The following is a 17,017-nucleotide window of genomic DNA, read 5'->3' as shown; positions in this document are numbered from 1 at the left end:
CGATCAGGCCGAACAGCTCCCCCTGCCGTGCGGGCCGGTCCGCCTGCCACTTCACCCCGCCGTCCTTGCCCACCAGCATGGCCGTGAACCCGGCGTCGGCGGGCGGGTCGAGGGCGGCCTGCAGCAGGGCCGCCTGATCGTTCGTGGGTGCCCGGCCATGGACCGGCTCGATCCGCCGGCCGTCGATCACGGTGAAGACCACGAGGTCGCGCTCGTCGAGCTGCTCCCGGACGGGCAGGAGTTCGTCGCGCTGCGCCTGGATCTGCGGATCACCGGACTTCGCGAACATCACCAGCACCCGGTTCTGCCAGCGATAGCTGTCCAGGGGCTCCATGGCGGCGGCTCCGGCAGTGATGAGCGTGGCAATGACCAGCGACACGGCCATGGCGAGACTTCGGGTCACAGACATCCTAGCATCCCGGAAAGACGGGCCGGCAGGGCGCTGGCTTTCCTGGCGCTACGCATGGCCAGCCAGGTCGGATCACGCATGGAAAGGCGGAAGATGGATTTCCAGACCGCGATCAGAACCTGCTTCAGCAAGTTCGCCACCATCCAGGGGCGCGCGGCCCGCGCGGAATACTGGTACTTCTTCCTGTTCTACCTGATCGCGATCTTCGTGGCCGGCGTGCTCGACGCCGTCCTGTTCCGCCACCATGCGAACGGCCCGCTCAGCACGCTGGCTTGGCTGGTCCTGCTGCTGCCCTGGCTGGCGGTGGCGGTGCGACGCCTGCACGACCGGGACCGGAGCGGCTGGTGGCTGCTGCTCCATTTCGTGCCGGTGGTCGGCCAGATCGTGCTGATCGTCTGGTACTGCCTGCCGGGCACGCCCGGGCCGAACCGGTTCGGCCCGCCGCCGGCCTGACGCGCGTTCAGCCGCGTGCCAGCGCGCCATCCAGGAGCGGGGTGGCATGGTCCGGCAGGTACTGGCGCGACAGCTCGATCAGGCCGCCGAAGCGCCGCTCCTTCTTGGCAGCGTGGTTGTGTGCGATGTCGGCCAGCCGGTGGCGCAGGAACGGGTTGGCAAAGCGCTCCATGACCGTTCGCCGGTAGGCCACGGCCTGCTCGCCCAGCCCCATGGCCACGAACACCGGCAGCACCTCCTCGTCATAGACCCGGTCGAGGCTGGCCACCATGTCGGCATCCTGAAGGACCTGCAGCACGATCTCGTCCGGGTCGCGTCCGTCCAGCAGCCAGCGCTCGGCCAGCCAGGTATGACCCAGATTCAGGATGAACAGCTTGAGCCGGGCATAGCGCTCCAGATCCTCGGTCACCACCACATCGGGATGTTCCAGCGGCACGAACAGGCCGGGCGCCTGGCGGATCGCCCAGAGCGCGTAGGGCTCCGCCACCGCACCCACCGGCTCGATCGGCTCGCTGACGATCCGGTCGACCAGGCTGTCGGCGAACACCACCTCAGCCTCCAGCCAGCTCAGGAAGGTTGGCGACGCGCCCCACTCATGGGCGAGCCCGGTAACGATGCCACGCAGCACCTTGCCATTGTCGGTGATCAGTTCCAGCGGGAACACCGATAGGGGCGCGCCGCTCGCCTCGTGCCGTGCCTGGAGCAGCCGGACCAGCTTGCCGGGAAAGGAGCGCGGCACCGGCGTCCTGCCATCGTCGTCGGGGTGCAGCTCGTAGCCCCGGTCGGCCGTGTTGCTGAGCCATGCGCGCACCTGCGGGTCCGTCGCGTCGGCCCGCACCTCCTCCCACTGGGTCACCGCATCCAGCGCCTTGACGACGCTGGTCACCTGCACCTGCCGGTCGACCGTCTCGCCATCTACCAGGCCGCGGATATGGACCGGGAAGCCGGCCCCGTAGGCCAGGGCCGCCGCACGCTTGGCCGCTTCCGGCGTGCCGCTGGTGGTGACCGCCACCACCGGCCCGGCCGCCTTGCCGGCCGCCAGCGCCTCGTCGAGCATCAGGTCGGCATGGGCCTGGAGCAGCCGTCCGGTCCCGAACTGCAGGATGGCAGGGTGCATGGCTTCCTCTCGTCCCTTCGGCATCGGCCCGCATCTCGGGCGAGCGGACCCTAGGAGCCATTGCACGGCACAGCCAGTCCGGCCATGCCGGAACCGGCGGTTTCACACCCCGTTTGCCTGACACATGCCGGCGTCGACCGGTCGAACGGACGAGGAGTGAGCGATGAACGATCTTCCGGTGAGCCATGCACACAAGAGCGGTGAGCTCACGCCGATGCAGCGGGGTGCCTACCTGCTGGGCGGGCTGGTCCTGGCGGCGGCCGGTGCGAAGCCGCGCCCAAACCCGCTCCTGAGCCTGGCGGCGCTGGGGGCCGGCGCGTACTTGGCCTGGCGCGGTGCGGAAGGCTCCTGCCCGCTCAAGGCGATGATCGACGAGGAGCGGGCCGGCTCGCGCGGCATGATCGAACCGGGCTGAGATCAGCGGGTCGGTCTGGGATCATCATCACGGGGTCGAGCCAAGCGCCAATGGCGGCGCGGTGGCGCGATCGCCTGATCCCGGTGATGACCCTGCGTAGCCGCCGCCCGCCCGGAGCCGCAGCCGGGCCGGGCGGGCGAACGGCGATTAGACCCGCGAGCGACGGCCTGCGATCATGCCGTAGATCGCCAGGACGATGATGGCGCCGACCACGGCACCGATGAAGCCCGCCCCTTCGCCAGCCCGGTACCAGCCGATCGCCTGGCCGAGATAGGTGGCGACGAAGGCGCCGACGATACCCAGGATCGTCGTGAGGATGAAGCCGCTCGGCTCCTTGTCGCCCGGCATGATCCACTTGGCGACGACTCCGGCGAGGAAGCCGATGATGATGGTCCAGATGATGCCCATGACAGATCAATCCCGGTGCGTGGTTCTGGTGGCTCGACGTGCGCAAGGCGCGCAGTGCCTCCCATAAAACTACACAAGCCGCCGACGTTCCGGCCTTCCCTCGCGGTGACGCTTCTTTCTCGGGACGTGGGGCGATTTCTTCCTGGGCGGTGCTGCTGCCCGTTTCATCGGCAGACGGCCGCCCGGCTGCCCGAAGCCTAGGCAACGCGCCTCTTCCAGACGCTTCTGGCAGCCGCCATGGTACAGCGGCATGCGGCTTGCTGCCGGGCTGATCGATCCTTGGGAAAGGCTTCACGATGGCGATCCACGTCGCCCTACACCACCGGACCAGCTACCGCTACGACCGCCGGGTCGAGCTGGGTCCGCAGATCGTGCGCCTGCGGCCGGCCCCGCACACGCGCGGCCGCATCCTGAGCTATTCGCTGAAGGTCCAGCCCGAGGACCATTTCATCAACTGGCAGCAGGACCCGTTCGGCAACTGGCAGGCGCGCTTCGTCTTCCCCGAGAAGACCGACCATTTCATCGTCGAGGTCGACCTCGTCGCCGAGATGGCGGTGTTCAACCCGTTCGAGTTCTTCGTCGAGGACACGGCCGCGCAGTGGCCGTTCGCCTACGCCACCGACCTGAAAAAGGAGCTCCTGCCCTATCTCGAGGTCGAGTCGCCGGGCCCGCTGCTCTCCGCCTTCCTCGCCGAAATCCCCCGCGAGATGACCAACACGGTCGACTTCATCGTCGACCTGAACCGGCGGCTGCAGCAGGCGATCGGCTACGTGGTCCGCATGGAGCCGGGCATCCAGACCAGCGAGGAAACGCTGGCCAAGTGCAGCGGCTCCTGCCGCGACAGCGCCTGGCTGCTGGTCCAGATCATGCGGCAGCTGGGCATCGCCGCCCGATTCGTGTCTGGCTACCTGATCCAGCTCGCGCCTGACGTGAAGCCGCTGGAAGGGCCGTCCGGCACGGAGGTGGACTTCACCGACCTCCATGCCTGGTGCGAGGTGTTCATCCCGGGCGCCGGCTGGATCGGGCTCGACCCGACCTCGGGCCTGCTGGCAGGCGAGGGCCACATCCCGCTGGCCGCCACCGCCGAGCCGCAGAACGCGGCCCCCATCAGCGGCGGGGTCGAGCCGGCAGAGGTCGATTTCGGGTTCGAGATGAAGGTGACCCGGATCCGCGAGACGCCGCGGGTCACGAAGCCCTACACGGACGAGCAGTGGCAGGCGATCCTGGCGGAAGGGCAGAAGGTCGACCAGCGCCTCGTCCGGGGCGATGTCCGGCTCACCACCGGCGGCGAGCCGACCTTCGTGTCGATCGACGACATGGAAGGTGCCGAGTGGAACACGGCGGCGGTCGGCCCCACCAAGCGGCGCCTGGCCGAGAACCTGATCCGCCGGCTGCGTGATCGCTTCGCGCCGGGTGGGCTGCTCCATTTCGGCCAGGGCAAGTGGTATCCGGGCGAGCAGCTGCCGCGCTGGGCACTCAGCCTCTACTGGCGCAAGGACGGCGAACTGCTCTGGCACGACCCGGAGCTGATCGCTGAAGCCGGGACGAAGGGCAGCGCCGGTGCCGCCGACGCCGAGCGGTTCATCCACGCATTGTGCGCGAAGCTGGGGCTGGAGGAGGACTATGCAATTCCGGCCTACGAGGATCCGGCCGTCCATCTCCTGAAGGAGGCGCAGCTCCCGCCCAATGTCGACGTGCTCGACAGCAAACTGAAGGATCCGGAGGAGCGTGCGCGGATGGCGCGGGTGTTCAACCGCGGCCTCGATACGCCGGTGGGCTACGTCCTGCCGCTCCAGCCCTGGAACAGCCGCAATTTCGGCCGCTGGGACACCGAGCGTTGGTCGTTGCGCCGGGAGCGGCTGTTCCTGATCCCGGGTGATTCGCCGCTGGGTCTGCGCCTGCCGCTGCAGTCGCTGCCGTGGATCCCGGAGGCCGACTATCCCTACTACATCCCAGCCGACCCGTTCGCAGCCCATGCCGCGCTGCCAGCCGCCGAGCCTCGGATGCAGGAGCGACGCCCAGACCCAGAGCGGCCGGTGGCTGCCACCCGTCAGCCGGTACGCACTGCGCTCGCCGTCGAGCCGCGCGGGGGCACCCTGCACGTCTTCATGCCGCCCACCCCTTCCGCGGTAGAGTATGTCGAGCTGGTGGCAGCCTTGGAGGCGACCGCCCGGGAGGTCGGCCAGCCGATCGTGATGGAAGGCTATACGCCGGCGGACGACCCCAGGATCGGTGTGCTCAAGGTGACGCCGGACCCGGGCGTGATCGAGGTGAACGTACACCCGGCCGCGTCCTGGCCGGAGGCGGTGGCAATCACCGAGGGCGTCTACGAGGAGGCCCACCAGAGCCGGCTCGGCACGGACAAGTTCATGATCGACGGCCGCCATACCGGGACGGGCGGCGGCAATCACATCGTGGTGGGCGGCTCCACCCCGGCCGACAGCCCGTTCCTGCGTCGGCCGGACCTGCTCGCCAGCCTGATCGGCTGCTGGCAGAACCACCCGTCCTTGTCCTTCCTGTTCAGCGGCCTGTTCATCGGCCCGACCAGCCAGGCGCCACGCATCGACGAGGCGCGCAACGACCAGCTCTACGAGATGGAGATCGCCCTGGCCCAGGTGCCCCTGCCTAGCCAGGGGGAGGTGCCGCCCTGGCTGGTGGACCGGATCTTCCGCAACCTGCTGATCGACGTCACCGGCAACACCCACCGGGCCGAGATCTGCATCGACAAGCTCTATTCCCCGGACGGGCCGATCGGCCGGCTGGGCCTGGTCGAGTTCCGTGCCTTCGAGATGCCACCGCACCCGCGCATGAGCCTGGCCCAGCAGCTCCTGCTGCGCGCCCTGATCTGCCGGTTCTGGGAGAAGCCCTGGCAGGGCCGGCTGGTGCGGTTCGGCACCTCGCTGCACGACCGGTACATGCTGCCGGCCTTCCTCTGGCAGGACTTCACCGACGTCCTGCGCGATCTGCGCCAGCACGGCTTCGACCTGAAGGACGAGTGGTTCGCGCCGCACCTGGAGTTCCGCTTCCCGGTCTGCGGCGATGCCGAGTTCGAGGGCGTGCAGTTCGAGCTGCGCCAGGCGCTCGAGCCCTGGCACGTCATGGGCGAGGAAGGGGCGGTCGGCGGCACGGTGCGCTATGTCGACAGTTCCCTGGAGCGCCTGCAGGTCCGCGTCCAGGGCATCACGCCCGGCCGGCACCTGGTCACCTGCAACCGGATCGCCCTGCCGCTGGCCCCCACCGGCACCCATGGCGAGCAGGTGGCCGGCGTGCGCTTCCGGGCCTGGCAGCCGGCCGCCTGCCTCCACCCCACGATCGGCGTGCACGCGCCCCTGGTGTTCGACCTCTACGACCAGTGGGCCGGCAGGTCGCTGGGTGGCTGTACCTACCATGTCGCCCATCCGGGCGGGCGCAACTACGAGACCTTCCCGATCAATTCCTACGAGGCCGAGGCACGCCGCCTCGCCCGCTTCGAGCGGACCGGGCACAGCCAGGGCCCGTTCCAGCCGGGGCCGCCGTCGCCCGACCCGGAGTTCCCGCTCACCCTCGACCTGCGCCGCCACTGAGGAAGCGTTCATGGCAACCATCCGGCAAGCCCACGAGCAGGACCTAGCCACCTGCCAAGCCATCTATGCCCACTGGGTGGAGACCGGCACCGGCAGCTTCGAGCTGGAGGCGCCCGGCCTCGACGAGATCCGCCGCCGCCACGCCGAGGTGACCGGTCGCGGCCTGCCCTGGCTGGTGGCGGTCGACGCGGCAGGAACCGTACTGGGCTATGCCTATGCCAACTGGTTCCGGCCACGCCCGGCCTACCGCTATGCGGCCGAGACCTCGATCTATGTCGCACCGGACTGCCAGGGCGGCGGAGTCGGCCGGGCATTGCTGGCGGAGCTTCTCCGGCAATGCGAGGCGGCCGGCATGCGGCAGGCGCTGGCGGTGATCGGCGATTCCGCCAATGCCGGCTCGATCGGGGTCCATCGCGCCCTCGGGTTCGAGCATGTGGGCACCATGCAGGCAGTGGGCTGGAAGTTCGACCGCTGGCTGGACGTGGTGATCATGCAGAAGGCGCTGGGCAGCGGGGCAGACACCGGGCCCGGCTGACACTAGGCTGGGCCTGCCGGACGTGGGGTCCAGCGCCGGCAGGATCGAGGGGGCGACGGTGGTTTCGGCGTGGGTGCAGAGCAAGAGCCAGCAATGGGGTTGATTGCCGCTGCCCTGCCGCCTCCGGTCGCGGGCGATGGCCGGCTGTTCGATGGCTATCTGCCCGAGCCCGGCAGGTTTGACGAGTTCATGGATGCCGGAGGCCGGGTCAGGCCGGCCTGGCAGTGCCTGGCCAGCCAGCTCGGCGCCATGCGGCCGGACGAACTCGAGGCGGCCAGGGCCAGTGCGGTGCGCCTGGTGCGCGAGGACGGTGCCGCCTTCAACGTCTATGCCGATCCGGACGACCGTGCCTTCGCCTGGCGGCTGCACACCTTGCCCCTGCTGCTGGCCGAGAGCGAATGGCGCCGCATCGAGGCGGCGGTCTGCCAGCGCGCCCAGGTGGTGGCGCGGATCCTGGCCGATCTCTACGGGCCACGGAACCTGCTGCGCCAGGGCCGCATCCCGGCTGACCTGATCCTGGGCGGCGAGCGCTTCATTCATGCGGTGGCCGGCCATCCGGCCATGATGGAAGAGCCGCTGACCAGCTATGCGGTGGATCTGGCCCGCGATGCCGATGGCAACTGGGTCGTGCTGGCCGACCAGACCGAGGCGCCCTCCGGCCTCGGCTATGCCCTGGCCAACCGGCTGGCCATGACCCATGGCTTCACCGACCTGTTCCGCCGCTGCGAGGCCCAGCGCCTGGTCGGCTACTTCCAGGGTCTGCGCGACGATCTGGTCGCGGCGTCGGGCAAGGAGGACGGCCGGATCGTCATGCTGGCGCCGGAGCCCGACCAGCCCGCCTATTTCGGCCATGCCTATCTCGCCCGCTACCTGGGCTACACCCTGGCCCAGACTGCCGACCTGACGGTCCGCGACGAGCGGCTTTACCTCAAGACGCTGGACGGGCTGCAGCGGGTCGACCTGCTCCTGCGCCAGATCGACGGGTTCGCCTGCGATCCTCTGGAAGTGCCGGGCACGCAGGGCCTGGGCGTGGCCGGCCTTATCCGGGTGATCCAGGCGGGTGGCGTGCAGCTGCGCAACCTGCCCGGCACCGGGGTGGTGCAGAACCGGGTGCTGGCACCGTTCATGGCGGCGCTCACCCGCCATCTCACCGGCGAGGAGTTGCTGATCCCGGATGCGCCGGCACTCTGGCTGGGCGATCCTGCCGCCCGCGCCAGGCTGTTCGCCGAGCCGGAGCGCTGGCGGGTCGAGCTTGCCACGGCGCGTAACGACCCTGGCGAGGCGGCGGCGACCGTCGAGCCCGCCCAGCTCCAGCCCAGGCAGGCGCAGGAGCTGCGCCACCGGCTGGAGCGCTACGGCTACCGCTACATGGCCCTGGCGCCGGTGCCGCTCGCCACCTTCCCAGCCTTCGTCGAGCAGGACGGCCGGGCCCTGGTGCGGCCGGCCCACGGCGCGCTGCGCGTCTATGCCAGCCTCGGCGCCGACGGCAGCTGGCGGGTGATGCCGGGCGCACTGCTGCGCTATGCCGGTGCCAGCACGACGGTCGGCCTGCCGAACGGCCATGGCGCGGGCGACCTGTGGGTGCTCACCGACCAGGCGGAGGTGGTCCAGGGCAGCATCCTGCAACCCAGCCTGAGCATCATCCATCTGCGCCGGAGCGGCCGCGACCTCCTGAGCCGCACTGCCGACAATCTGTTCTGGCTCGGCCGCTATGCTGAGCGGTCGGAATCGCTGATCCGCGTGCTGCGCGCCGTCCTGGCCCACCGCATCGACGGCACCAGGCAGGGCGTAAGTCCAGCCGTGCTGGGCCGGCTCCTCCACCTCCAGGACCGGCGCGGCCGCGTGCCGCGCTTCGATGCCCCGGAGGTGCCGGGCGATGACGGGATCGATGCGGCACTGGCGGCCCTGATCTTCGACCAGGCGCGCCCGCACGGGCTGCGGCAGACGCTGGGCGAGGTCCACCGCACCGCCACGCTGGTGCGCGACCAGATCAGCCACGACGCCTGGCGGCTCCTCGCGGCACTGCACGGCGATCCCGCCTGGCGCACCCGCCCGGCACGGCTGATCGGGTGGCAGACCGCGGAGCTGCTCGATGTGGGCTTGCGCCAGCTCACTGCGTTCGCCGGTACCGAAGCGGAGAACATGACCCGCAACTATGCCTGGCGGTTCATCGAGATGGGCCGACGCATCGAGCGGGCGTCCAACCTGGTCGACCTCATGCGCGGACTGCTGGTCGGCAACGACGCGATCGGCGCCGAGGGCATCCTGCCCCTCCTGCTCGAGCTGGGCGACAGCTCGATGACCTATCGCTCGCGCTACCTGACCCGGCCGCTGCTCCTGCCAGTGCTGGACCTCCTGCTGCTGGACGAGACCAACCCCCGCTCGGTCGCTTGGCAGCTCCACCGGGTTGCCGACCATGTCGAGCGCCTGCCCCATGCCGAGGAAGCGGCCCATCGCGGGCCGGACCGGCGCCTGGCCCTGCGCATGGCGAGCCTTGTGCAGGTCACCGAGATCGAGTCCCTGGCGAAAGGCGAGCAGCCGCTGCCGGGGCTGGACCGACTCCTGGAGGAGCTGGAGCACGGCCTACCCGACCTGTCCGACCTGATCGGCCGCGCCTACTTCGCGCATACCGAGCGGATCGTCACCACCTCGGCGCGCAGCCGGAGCCGCGTGCCGTGATCCTCCAGGTCAGCCACCGCACGACCTACCGCTACGGGCTACCGGTCTCGATCGCCCACCATGTCCTGCACCTTTCGCCGCGCCTGACCGACCGCCAGGACGTGCGCCGCTTCCATCTGGAGATCCGGCCCGGCCCCACGGTGATGCGCGACACGCTCGACTTCTTCGGCAACGCCATGAGCGTGGTGACGCTGGAGCAGGAGCACGACAGCTTCACCGTGCTGGCGCGCAGCGAGGTCGAGGTCCGGGCCAGGCAGGGGCTCGACCCGGAGCGCAGCCTGCCGGTGGGCTCGCTCGACGCGCAAGAAGCCCAGCCCGACCTGGCCGATACGCTGGACGTGCGGCAGTTCCGCTTCGAATCGCCGGCAGTGCGCTGCCCGGACGAGCTGCATGCCTGGTCGGCCCCGATGCTGGCACCGGAGCGGCCGGTGCTGGCCGCCGCGATCGAGCTCGCCCACCGGATCAACCGAGACTTCACCTACGATTCCAGTGCCACCGCGGTCGGTACCTCGGTCGCCGAGTGCTTCGCGCTCCGACGCGGGGTCTGCCAGGACTTCGCTCACCTGATGCTGGCAGCCCTGCGCGCCCATGGCATGCCGGCCCGCTATGTCAGCGGTTACCTGCTGACCCGCCCGCCGCCCGGCAAGCCGCGCCTGGTCGGCGCCGACGCGTCCCATGCCTGGGTCCAGGTCTGGGCGCCGCCGTTTGGCTGGGTCGACCTCGACCCCACCAACGACGTGATCCCGGGCGAGGAGCACGTGACGGTGGCGTTCGGCCGCGACTTCACCGATGTCAGCCCGGTGAACGGGGTCATCTTCGGCGGCGGCGCCCATACGGTGGAGGTCGAGGTCGACGTGGCGCCGCAGCCCGGTCAGTCGACCACCGCCTCCGCCTCGATCTCCACGTCGTAGTCGCCCACCAGCCGGCCGACCTCCAGCAGCGTGTTGGCCGGGCGGATCTCGCCGAAATAGCGGCCATGCACCCGGGAGACCGCTTCCCACTGCTCGGCATCGCGCAGGTAGACGCGGGTGCGGACCACGTCGGCCATGCTGCCGCCCAGCGAGCGGATCGAGGCCGCGATCTTATCCAGGATGTAGACGGTCTGCGCCGCCGGATCGCCCTGGCCGATCATCTCGCCGCTGCCATGGGTGGCGGTGGTGCCCGAGACCAGGATGCGGTCGCCGATCCGCACCGCGCGGGCATAGCCGCAGATCGGCTCCCAGACGCTGCCGCTGTCGATGCGCAGGCGGCCGGGCCGGCCATCCACCGGCACGGCCTGGTAGACCGGCGGCAGGCTGTCCAGATGGTGCGACAGGTCGCCGGACGCGGTCAAAAAGGGCGGGCGGCGATACTCGTCGCCGCAGTCGCCCGGGATCGGCCGGCTATCGGCCAGCGCCGCGTCGATCCGCTGGAGGTCCGCCTCGTCCAGGCTGAAGCCGAACAGGCGGCGATTGTCGTCGCGATGCTCGCTCTCGCCCAGCCGGGCCCCGACAATCACCACACCCACCGCCTCCTGCTGCATCACCCAGCGGGTCGCGACATTGCTGATCGAGACCCCGTGCCGCTTGGCCACCTCGGCGCAGGCCCGCAGGATCGCCTGCAGCACGTCCCAGCCGCCGGCCGCATCGATGAAGCGCCGGTACTTCATCTTGCTCCAGTCGCCGATCTCGGCCGGCTCCGGCCGGCCCAGCCAGCGCTCGGACAGAAAGCCGCCGGCGAGCGTGCCATAGGCCAGCAGCCGAATGCCGTGCGCCCGGCAGAATCCGGCCATCGGGCCGGTGGCCCGGCGGTCCAGCAGGGAGACGCAGACCTGGTTGGTGACGACCGGGATGCCCTCGGCGACCAGGACGCGCAGATGGTCGGTGTCGGTATTGGTCACGCCCAGATGGAGGATGCGACCCTCCTCCTTGAGCCTCGCCAGCTCGCGCATTGCATCCAGCCAAGCCGGATGCTCGAACAGCCACCAGTGGAACTGCAGGAGGTCGATCCGCTCGGTGGCGAGGCGGCGGCAGGCCAGATCGACTGCCTGGCGCACCACCTCCGCAGTCATCGGCCCGGGCTCAGGGCACCATTTGGTGAAGGTGGCGAGCCGGGCGCCGGGCAGCGTGGCAAGGCTTCCCTCGGCCAGTGCGGTGCGCAGGCGGCCGGCGATGACCTCGGCACTGCCATAGTGATCCGCCATGTCGAAGCTGTCGAAGCCGTCGGCGAGATAGGCGTGCAGTGCTTTCGCCCCCTCGTCCGGGTCGATCGTCCCGGAGACGCGCTCGATGTCGGCCACCTGCCACAGCCCGGTCACCACACGGGCGACCTCCAGGCCGGGAGCTAGTTCGATCCTCTCGACGGCGGGAAGCGGCGCTGGCATGGCTGGCTGACCTCGGCAGGAATGGGCCGGCTCCGGTTAGCAGGTCGGCACGCGGACGTTGAGGCCATCCTTCTTGTTGCAAGGCCGGGCAGCGGTCGAATGGCGGACGGGAGAAACTGCTTGGCCGAAGGTGCTACCGACCGGGTCCGGATCCAGGAGGTCCAGATCCTGAGCCAGGATCATTACGTCCTGCGCAAGTACCGGTTCGAATATCGGGGCCGCGACGGCACCTGGCGGCCGGTCGTGCGCCAGGTCTATGACCGCGGCAACGGTGCGGTGATTCTCCTGTACGACCGGCAGCGGCGGACGGTGGTGCTGGTCCGCCAGTTCCGCCTGCCGGCCCTGGTCAACGGTCATCCGGACGGGTTCCTGCTGGAAGCGCCCGCCGGTCTCCTGGACGAGCGCGAGCCGGCCGAGGCGATCCGGCGCGAGGCCATGGAGGAGACCGGCTTCAAGGTCGTTCGGGTCGAGCCTCTGTTCGCCCCCTATATGAGCCCGGGCTCGGTGTCCGAGCGCCTCCACTTCTTCATGGCCGAGATCGACGCCACCATGCGCGACGGCGATGGCGGCGGGCTGGCCGAGGAGAACGAGGACATCGAGGTGGTGGAGCTGCCGTTCAACGAGGCGCTGGCGATGATCGGCCGGGGTGAGATCGCCGACGCCAAGACGATCATGCTCCTCTACCACGCCCGGATCGCGGGGCTGCTCTGAGGATCGTGGACAACGGGGCGGGGATCTTTCCCCGCCCTGGCGTCCCCTACTGATCCGCCTCGGCCTTGAGCTGGCCGACTTCCTCGGCGCCCATCTCGCCGATCGTGGTTACCTCGCCGTTCTGGATCCGCCAAAGCCGGAACGGCCCGGTGATGTCGCCATACTGGTCGAACTGCACCGGCCCGGTGACGCCCTCATAGCGGATGGGCTTGCCTTCCGCGATCAGCGCCAGCGCCTTCTTGAAGCCGTCCGGCCCGGCATGGACCGTCTCGCCCGCGGGATCGACGGCCTTGGGGATCGCCGCCTTGATCAGCGCCTTGTCCGGCTCGCCGGCGATCGCCACCGCGAGGCCCACGATCGCCGCGGCGTCATAGGCCCGATCGGCCGCGGGGGCCTGGCAGTCGAACTCCTTGGCGAAGCTGTTATAGGCCTCGCAGAAATAGTCGGTGGACGGCGTGGCGGTGGTACCGGACGAGGTGCCGAACGCGTCGTCCAGATACTGAGGCCCGACATCCTGGATGAAGTCGGCGGAATTCATGCCGTCGTTCAGGAGGAACTTCGCCGGCCCGCCCTGGGCGATCCAGGTCCGCGCGATCGTGGTGCCGTCGCCCGGATAGGCCACCAGGTAGAGGGCCTCTGGGTCGCCATCGAGCGCGGCGGTGACTTCCGGCTGATAGGAGGCCTGGTTCTGGTTGTAGGGGGTGACGGAGGTGACTTCGCCGCCCAGCCGGGCGAACACCTTCTGGAACTCGGCCACCATGTTGACGCCGAAATCGTTGTTCACATGGACGATGGCGAGCTTCTTCAGCCCCTGGTCGATCGCATACTTGGCGGCAGCCGTGCCCTGCAGCGCGTCGGACGTGATGGTGCGGAAGAAGATCCCGCCGGTCTTGCCTTCCTTGGCGAGCGTGGTGAGCGTCGGCGAGGTCGAGACCGGCGAGACCTGGACCACGGCGGCCGGGCCGGTCACCGCGGTGACGATCGGGATCGAGACCGAGGAAATGTCGCCGCCGATGATCACCGGGACCTTCTGCAGGTCGACCAGCTGCCGCGCGGCATCGACCGCGACCGTGCCCTGGCTCTGCGCATCGCGCACATCCGCCACGATCCTGCAGCCGGCCGCACCGCCCGCCTCGTTCAGGTCCTGGAAGGCCAGCTCGACCGACTTGGCCGCCGCCTGGCCGAACCGCCCGGCCGGCCCGGTCAGGGAAAGGACGGAGCCGACCGTGATCGTGCAGTCCTGGGCGGCGGCCGGCGCCAGGGGCTGCAGGGCGGTGGCGGACAGGGCGGCGAGCGCCAGGACGGCTGGACGAAGCTTCACGGAATGATCCCCCCGGATACGGCCGCGCAGGCGACCTGGTCGCCCGCGGCTCGAGAGGCGGAATGGAGGCCGGCCGGGTGCCGGCCGTCAAGCGTCGCCACGGCGGACGCCGGTCAGGCCGGCGCGTCGCCCAGGTCGTACTTCATGATCCTGCCGTGCCGCCCGGTCCGGTCGCGCTCCAGGTCGAAGCAGTCGCCTTCCAGCGGGCGGCGCTGTGCCAGGATCGCATCGATCGCGGCCCGGTCCGCCTCGTCCAGCGCGAAGCCGAAGGTGGCGAGGTTGGCGGGCAGGTGGTCGGCATAGCGGGCACCCACGATCACGCCGGCCACCTGCGGGCGGTCCAGCACCCAGCGGGTGGCGACGTTGCCGATGCCCACGCCGTGCTGGTCGGCGATCCGCTTCAGGCAGGCGAGCAGGGCCTGGAACAGGTCCCAGCCGCCGATGTCGTCGATGATCAGTCGGTACTTGACCAGCGAGCGGTTCTCCAGCCGGTCCGGCTCCTGCCGGCCGAGCCACCGCTCCGTCAGGAAGCCGCCAGCCAGCGTCCCGTAGCAGAACAGCTTCATGCTCTGCTCGGCGCAGAGCGGCACCAGACCTTGCTCCGGCCGCGCATCGAGCAGCGAATACTGGCTCTGCATCGAGACCAGCGGATAGCCGGCCGAGATCAGCGCCCGGCTGTGCCTCGTGTCGAAATTGGTGCCGCCCAGGAGGTGGATCTTGCCGGCCTTCTGCAGGTCGACCAGGTGGCCGGCGGCCTCCTGCCAGCCCGGTACGGCATAGTCCCACCAGTGGAACTGGACGAGGTCCAGCCGCTCGGTCCGGAGCCGGGCGAGCGAGCGGTCGATCACGCGCGTGACATAGGCACGGTCGACCTGGTGGAGCTGGCCCAGGTCGGGCACGAACTTGGTGTGGACCTTGAGCCGTGCCCGCTGCTCGCTGGAGGCACCGGCCCGGAACCGGCCGATCAGCTCCTCCGCACCGGTATAGATGTCGGCGCAGTCGAAGGTGGTAATGCCGGCATCGACGAATTTCGCCATCTCCGCCACGGCACGGTCCTGGTCGACCGGCCCGTGCCCGCCCGCGAGCTGCCAGGCACCGCGCAGCATCCGGGATACCTGGTAGCCCGGCACCAGCTCGAACGTCTCGACACTCATCGCACCGCCTCCGCACGCAGCGGCACCCGGGTGGTGTCGCCATGGCGAAAGCTCGTGCGCCCGGTGCGGCGGATCAAAAAGCGGCCGCCGCAATGCGGGTCCGGGCAGGCGATGACGGCATCGGTGGTCATCCAGTCGTTCGGGTGGGTGTCGCGCTGCTTGGCTGGCAGGAGCGGCAGCAGGGCCGCCAGCGGGTAGAGAGGGAAGCTCTGGCCCGCCGGCATCGACAGGTTCTCCCCGGACAGGAACAGCCGGTCGCCGATCTTGTGGTTGCACACCATCGGCCGGTCCGAGCCGATCACCTCGATCTCGAGGTCGAAGAGTTCGAAGACGTCGTCGGGCAAGTCGCAGTTCCGCTGCTGGGCTCAGGGCCGGGCCGGCGCCGGGCCGGGTTTGATGAAATGCCAGACGATCACCCCCGGCAGCCCCACCCAGGCGGCCGCGTTGGCGTCCGGCAATGGCTCGCGGGCGACGGTCATGGCAGATTCCGGCGTGAGCGGCGATTCATAAAGGCCGCTGAGCTGCAGGCCGGCGTCCAGCGCCGCCGCGGCATAGTCTGCCGCGAAGTGCCGGTTCAGGCGCATGAAGCCCACCCCACCTTCGGCCGTGCGAAACTGGGCCTGCCAGCCGAGCTGGACCAGGACCGGATGGACGTCGCTGATCACCACCTGCCCGCCGGGCCGCACCACCCGGGCGAGTTCCCGGAGTGCCGGCCGGAGGTCGGCCACATGCACGAGGGCCAGGGCGCACAAGGCTGCGTCGACCGACGCATTCGGCACCGGCAGGGCGGCGAGGTCGCCCTGCTCGAAGCGGCAGCCCGGCAGCTTCGCCTTCGCCCTGGCCAGCATGGCGGGCGAACCGTCCACGCCCACGACCTGATGGCCGCGCGCTGTCAGCCAGGCGGCATGGCGGCCGGTGCCGCAGGCGGCATCCAGCACCCGGCCCACCGGCAGGGCTGCCAGCAGGCGATGGACGATTGGCTCCTCGACCGGGAAGAGGCGCAGGGGCTGATCGTAAGTCTGCGACCAGAGGCCATAGCCCTGGTCCAGGTCATATTCCGGCGCTGCCAGCGGTGCGGCCAGGTCCGGCTCTCCATAGCGCTCGATCAGGCTGCGGATCTCGGCGACCCGGGCCTCGCGCGCGGCAGCATCGTCGGAAAACGCCAGGCGCAGGAGTGCCAGCCCCTCCGTGCCCAGGAGGAGCTGGCCGAGCGTCGGCACCGTCATGACTGGTTCCTCAAGCTCGTCACCGCCGATGGGCCGCAGCGTGTCCGGCAGGATCAGCCTGCGTCCCGCTCGCCGCCATCACCCTGACGAACCATATGAGCCGATGGCTTGTCGAGGCTCAGGCAGCCGCTCTCGGAGACAATGTGCCCATGCGGATCCTGCGCGGTTTCCTGGCGGGAGGAATGATGACGATCGTCATGTCGGCAGCAGCGGCCATCGCCGCTTCGCCACCGGCCTTCGACCATGTGGTGGTGTTCGGCGACAGCCTGTCCGACACCGGCAATGCCGGGCGGTTCTCGAACGGGCCGGTCTGGGTTGAGGTGCTGGCCGAGCGGCTGGGCCTGGAGCTGCGCGCGGCACAGGCGGGCGGCTCGAACTTCGCGGTGGGCGGCGCCCGGCTCGACCCGGCAGCTGGCCCCTATGGTCTGAAGGCCCAGGTCGATCAGTTCCTCCGCCTGCCCAGGCCTGGCGGCCGGACGCTCCATATCGTCTATGGCGGCGGCAACGACCTGCTCGCCGCGGTGGCCGAGCCCGGATCCTCGCAGGTCGATGCCGCCATTGCCGCGTTGCAAGCGATCCTCGCCGATCTCGTGGCGGCCGGTGCGACCGACCTCCTGGTGCCGAATCTGCCGGATGTCGGCATTACGCCGGCCGTCAGAACCCA

16 protein-coding genes are annotated in these 17,017 nt (G+C 69.9%); 8 read left to right on the top strand and 8 right to left on the bottom strand.

The window, feature by feature from the left end:
* Positions 1 to 409, bottom strand: a 409-nt coding sequence (locus VNS22_RS25280) for a DUF4174 domain-containing protein (protein WP_325737469.1), incomplete at its 3' end; no start/stop codon positions are given.
* 93 nt (positions 410 to 502) lie between these two features.
* Here VNS22_RS25280 and VNS22_RS25275 point away from each other — a divergent pair.
* The gene (locus VNS22_RS25275) at positions 503 to 862 is read left to right on the top strand and encodes a DUF805 domain-containing protein (protein ID WP_325737467.1); all 360 of its coding nucleotides are present in this window, start codon (positions 503 to 505) and stop codon (positions 860 to 862) included.
* Between the two features lie 7 nt (positions 863 to 869).
* Here the strand turns inward: VNS22_RS25275 and VNS22_RS25270 are convergent, their stop codons facing one another.
* A complete protein-coding gene (locus VNS22_RS25270) occupies positions 870 to 1,979 on the bottom strand; it encodes a hypothetical protein (protein ID WP_325737466.1) in 1,110 nt (369 codons plus the stop codon).
* Positions 1,980 to 2,142: 163 nt separating this feature from the next.
* On the opposite strand from VNS22_RS25270, the gene VNS22_RS25265 reads away from it, so the two are divergent.
* Positions 2,143 to 2,394 (top strand): hypothetical protein, encoded by a 252-nt coding sequence (locus VNS22_RS25265; protein ID WP_325737464.1) that lies wholly within the window; start codon positions 2,143 to 2,145, stop codon positions 2,392 to 2,394.
* A 147-nt stretch (positions 2,395 to 2,541) separates the two neighbouring features.
* Here VNS22_RS25265 and VNS22_RS25260 read toward each other — a convergent pair whose 3' ends face one another.
* Positions 2,542 to 2,802, bottom strand: a complete 261-nt coding sequence (locus tag VNS22_RS25260) for a GlsB/YeaQ/YmgE family stress response membrane protein (protein WP_325737462.1) — start codon at positions 2,800 to 2,802, stop codon at positions 2,542 to 2,544.
* Positions 2,803 to 3,098: 296 nt separating this feature from the next.
* Here VNS22_RS25260 and VNS22_RS25255 point away from each other — a divergent pair, with 296 nt between their 5' ends.
* From VNS22_RS25255 to VNS22_RS25240, 4 genes are all read left to right on the top strand, one after another.
* On the top strand, positions 3,099 to 6,365 hold the full coding sequence (locus VNS22_RS25255; protein WP_325737461.1) for a transglutaminase family protein: 3,267 nt from the start codon (positions 3,099 to 3,101) through the stop codon (positions 6,363 to 6,365).
* 10 nt (positions 6,366 to 6,375) lie between these two features.
* On the top strand, positions 6,376 to 6,900 hold the full coding sequence (locus tag VNS22_RS25250; protein WP_325737459.1) for a GNAT family N-acetyltransferase: 525 nt from the start codon (positions 6,376 to 6,378) through the stop codon (positions 6,898 to 6,900).
* Between the two features lie 93 nt (positions 6,901 to 6,993).
* Positions 6,994 to 9,579, top strand: coding sequence for a circularly permuted type 2 ATP-grasp protein (locus tag VNS22_RS25245; protein ID WP_325737457.1), 2,586 nt, complete (start codon positions 6,994 to 6,996; stop codon positions 9,577 to 9,579).
* Positions 9,576 to 10,490, top strand: coding sequence for a transglutaminase family protein (locus VNS22_RS25240; protein WP_325737455.1), 915 nt, complete (start codon positions 9,576 to 9,578; stop codon positions 10,488 to 10,490). Before VNS22_RS25245 ends, VNS22_RS25240 begins: the two co-directional genes overlap by 4 nt.
* Here VNS22_RS25240 and VNS22_RS25235 read toward each other — a convergent pair.
* Positions 10,451 to 11,941 carry an aldo/keto reductase gene (locus tag VNS22_RS25235; protein ID WP_325737453.1) on the bottom strand — a complete coding sequence of 497 codons (1,491 nt, stop codon included), beginning with the start codon at positions 11,939 to 11,941 and terminating at the stop codon, positions 10,451 to 10,453. The genes VNS22_RS25240 and VNS22_RS25235 overlap by 40 nt on opposite strands.
* Before the next feature lie 120 nt (positions 11,942 to 12,061).
* On the opposite strand from VNS22_RS25235, the gene VNS22_RS25230 reads away from it, so the two are divergent.
* A complete protein-coding gene (locus tag VNS22_RS25230) occupies positions 12,062 to 12,652 on the top strand; it encodes an NUDIX domain-containing protein (RefSeq protein ID WP_325737451.1) in 591 nt (196 codons plus the stop codon).
* Positions 12,653 to 12,698: 46 nt separating this feature from the next.
* On the opposite strand, the gene VNS22_RS25225 is transcribed toward VNS22_RS25230, so the two are convergent.
* From VNS22_RS25225 to VNS22_RS25210, 4 genes are all read right to left on the bottom strand, one after another.
* Entirely contained in the window at positions 12,699 to 13,973 is a 1,275-nt protein-coding gene (locus tag VNS22_RS25225; RefSeq protein WP_325737449.1) for an ABC transporter substrate-binding protein, read from the bottom strand.
* A 113-nt stretch (positions 13,974 to 14,086) separates the two neighbouring features.
* Positions 14,087 to 15,127, bottom strand: a complete 1,041-nt coding sequence (locus VNS22_RS25220; RefSeq protein ID WP_325737447.1) for an aldo/keto reductase — start codon at positions 15,125 to 15,127, stop codon at positions 14,087 to 14,089.
* Positions 15,124 to 15,471 carry a TIGR04076 family protein gene (locus VNS22_RS25215; protein ID WP_325737445.1) on the bottom strand — a complete coding sequence of 116 codons (348 nt, stop codon included), beginning with the start codon at positions 15,469 to 15,471 and terminating at the stop codon, positions 15,124 to 15,126. Before VNS22_RS25215 ends, VNS22_RS25220 begins: the two co-directional genes overlap by 4 nt.
* A 21-nt stretch (positions 15,472 to 15,492) precedes the next feature.
* A complete protein-coding gene (locus VNS22_RS25210) occupies positions 15,493 to 16,353 on the bottom strand; it encodes a class I SAM-dependent methyltransferase (RefSeq protein WP_325737444.1) in 861 nt (286 codons plus the stop codon).
* Positions 16,354 to 16,502: 149 nt separating this feature from the next.
* Between VNS22_RS25210 and VNS22_RS25205 the strand changes: the two genes are divergently transcribed.
* A partial coding sequence (locus VNS22_RS25205) for an SGNH/GDSL hydrolase family protein (RefSeq protein ID WP_325737442.1) occupies positions 16,503 to 17,017 on the top strand: 515 nt, incomplete at its 3' end.

The sequence above is a fragment of the Geminicoccus sp. genome (genome assembly GCF_035556675.1).
Lineage (GTDB): Bacteria > Pseudomonadota > Alphaproteobacteria > Geminicoccales > Geminicoccaceae > Geminicoccus.
Note: the sequence above shows the minus strand (reverse complement) of the source record. Positions and strands in the feature narration are given on the sequence as shown.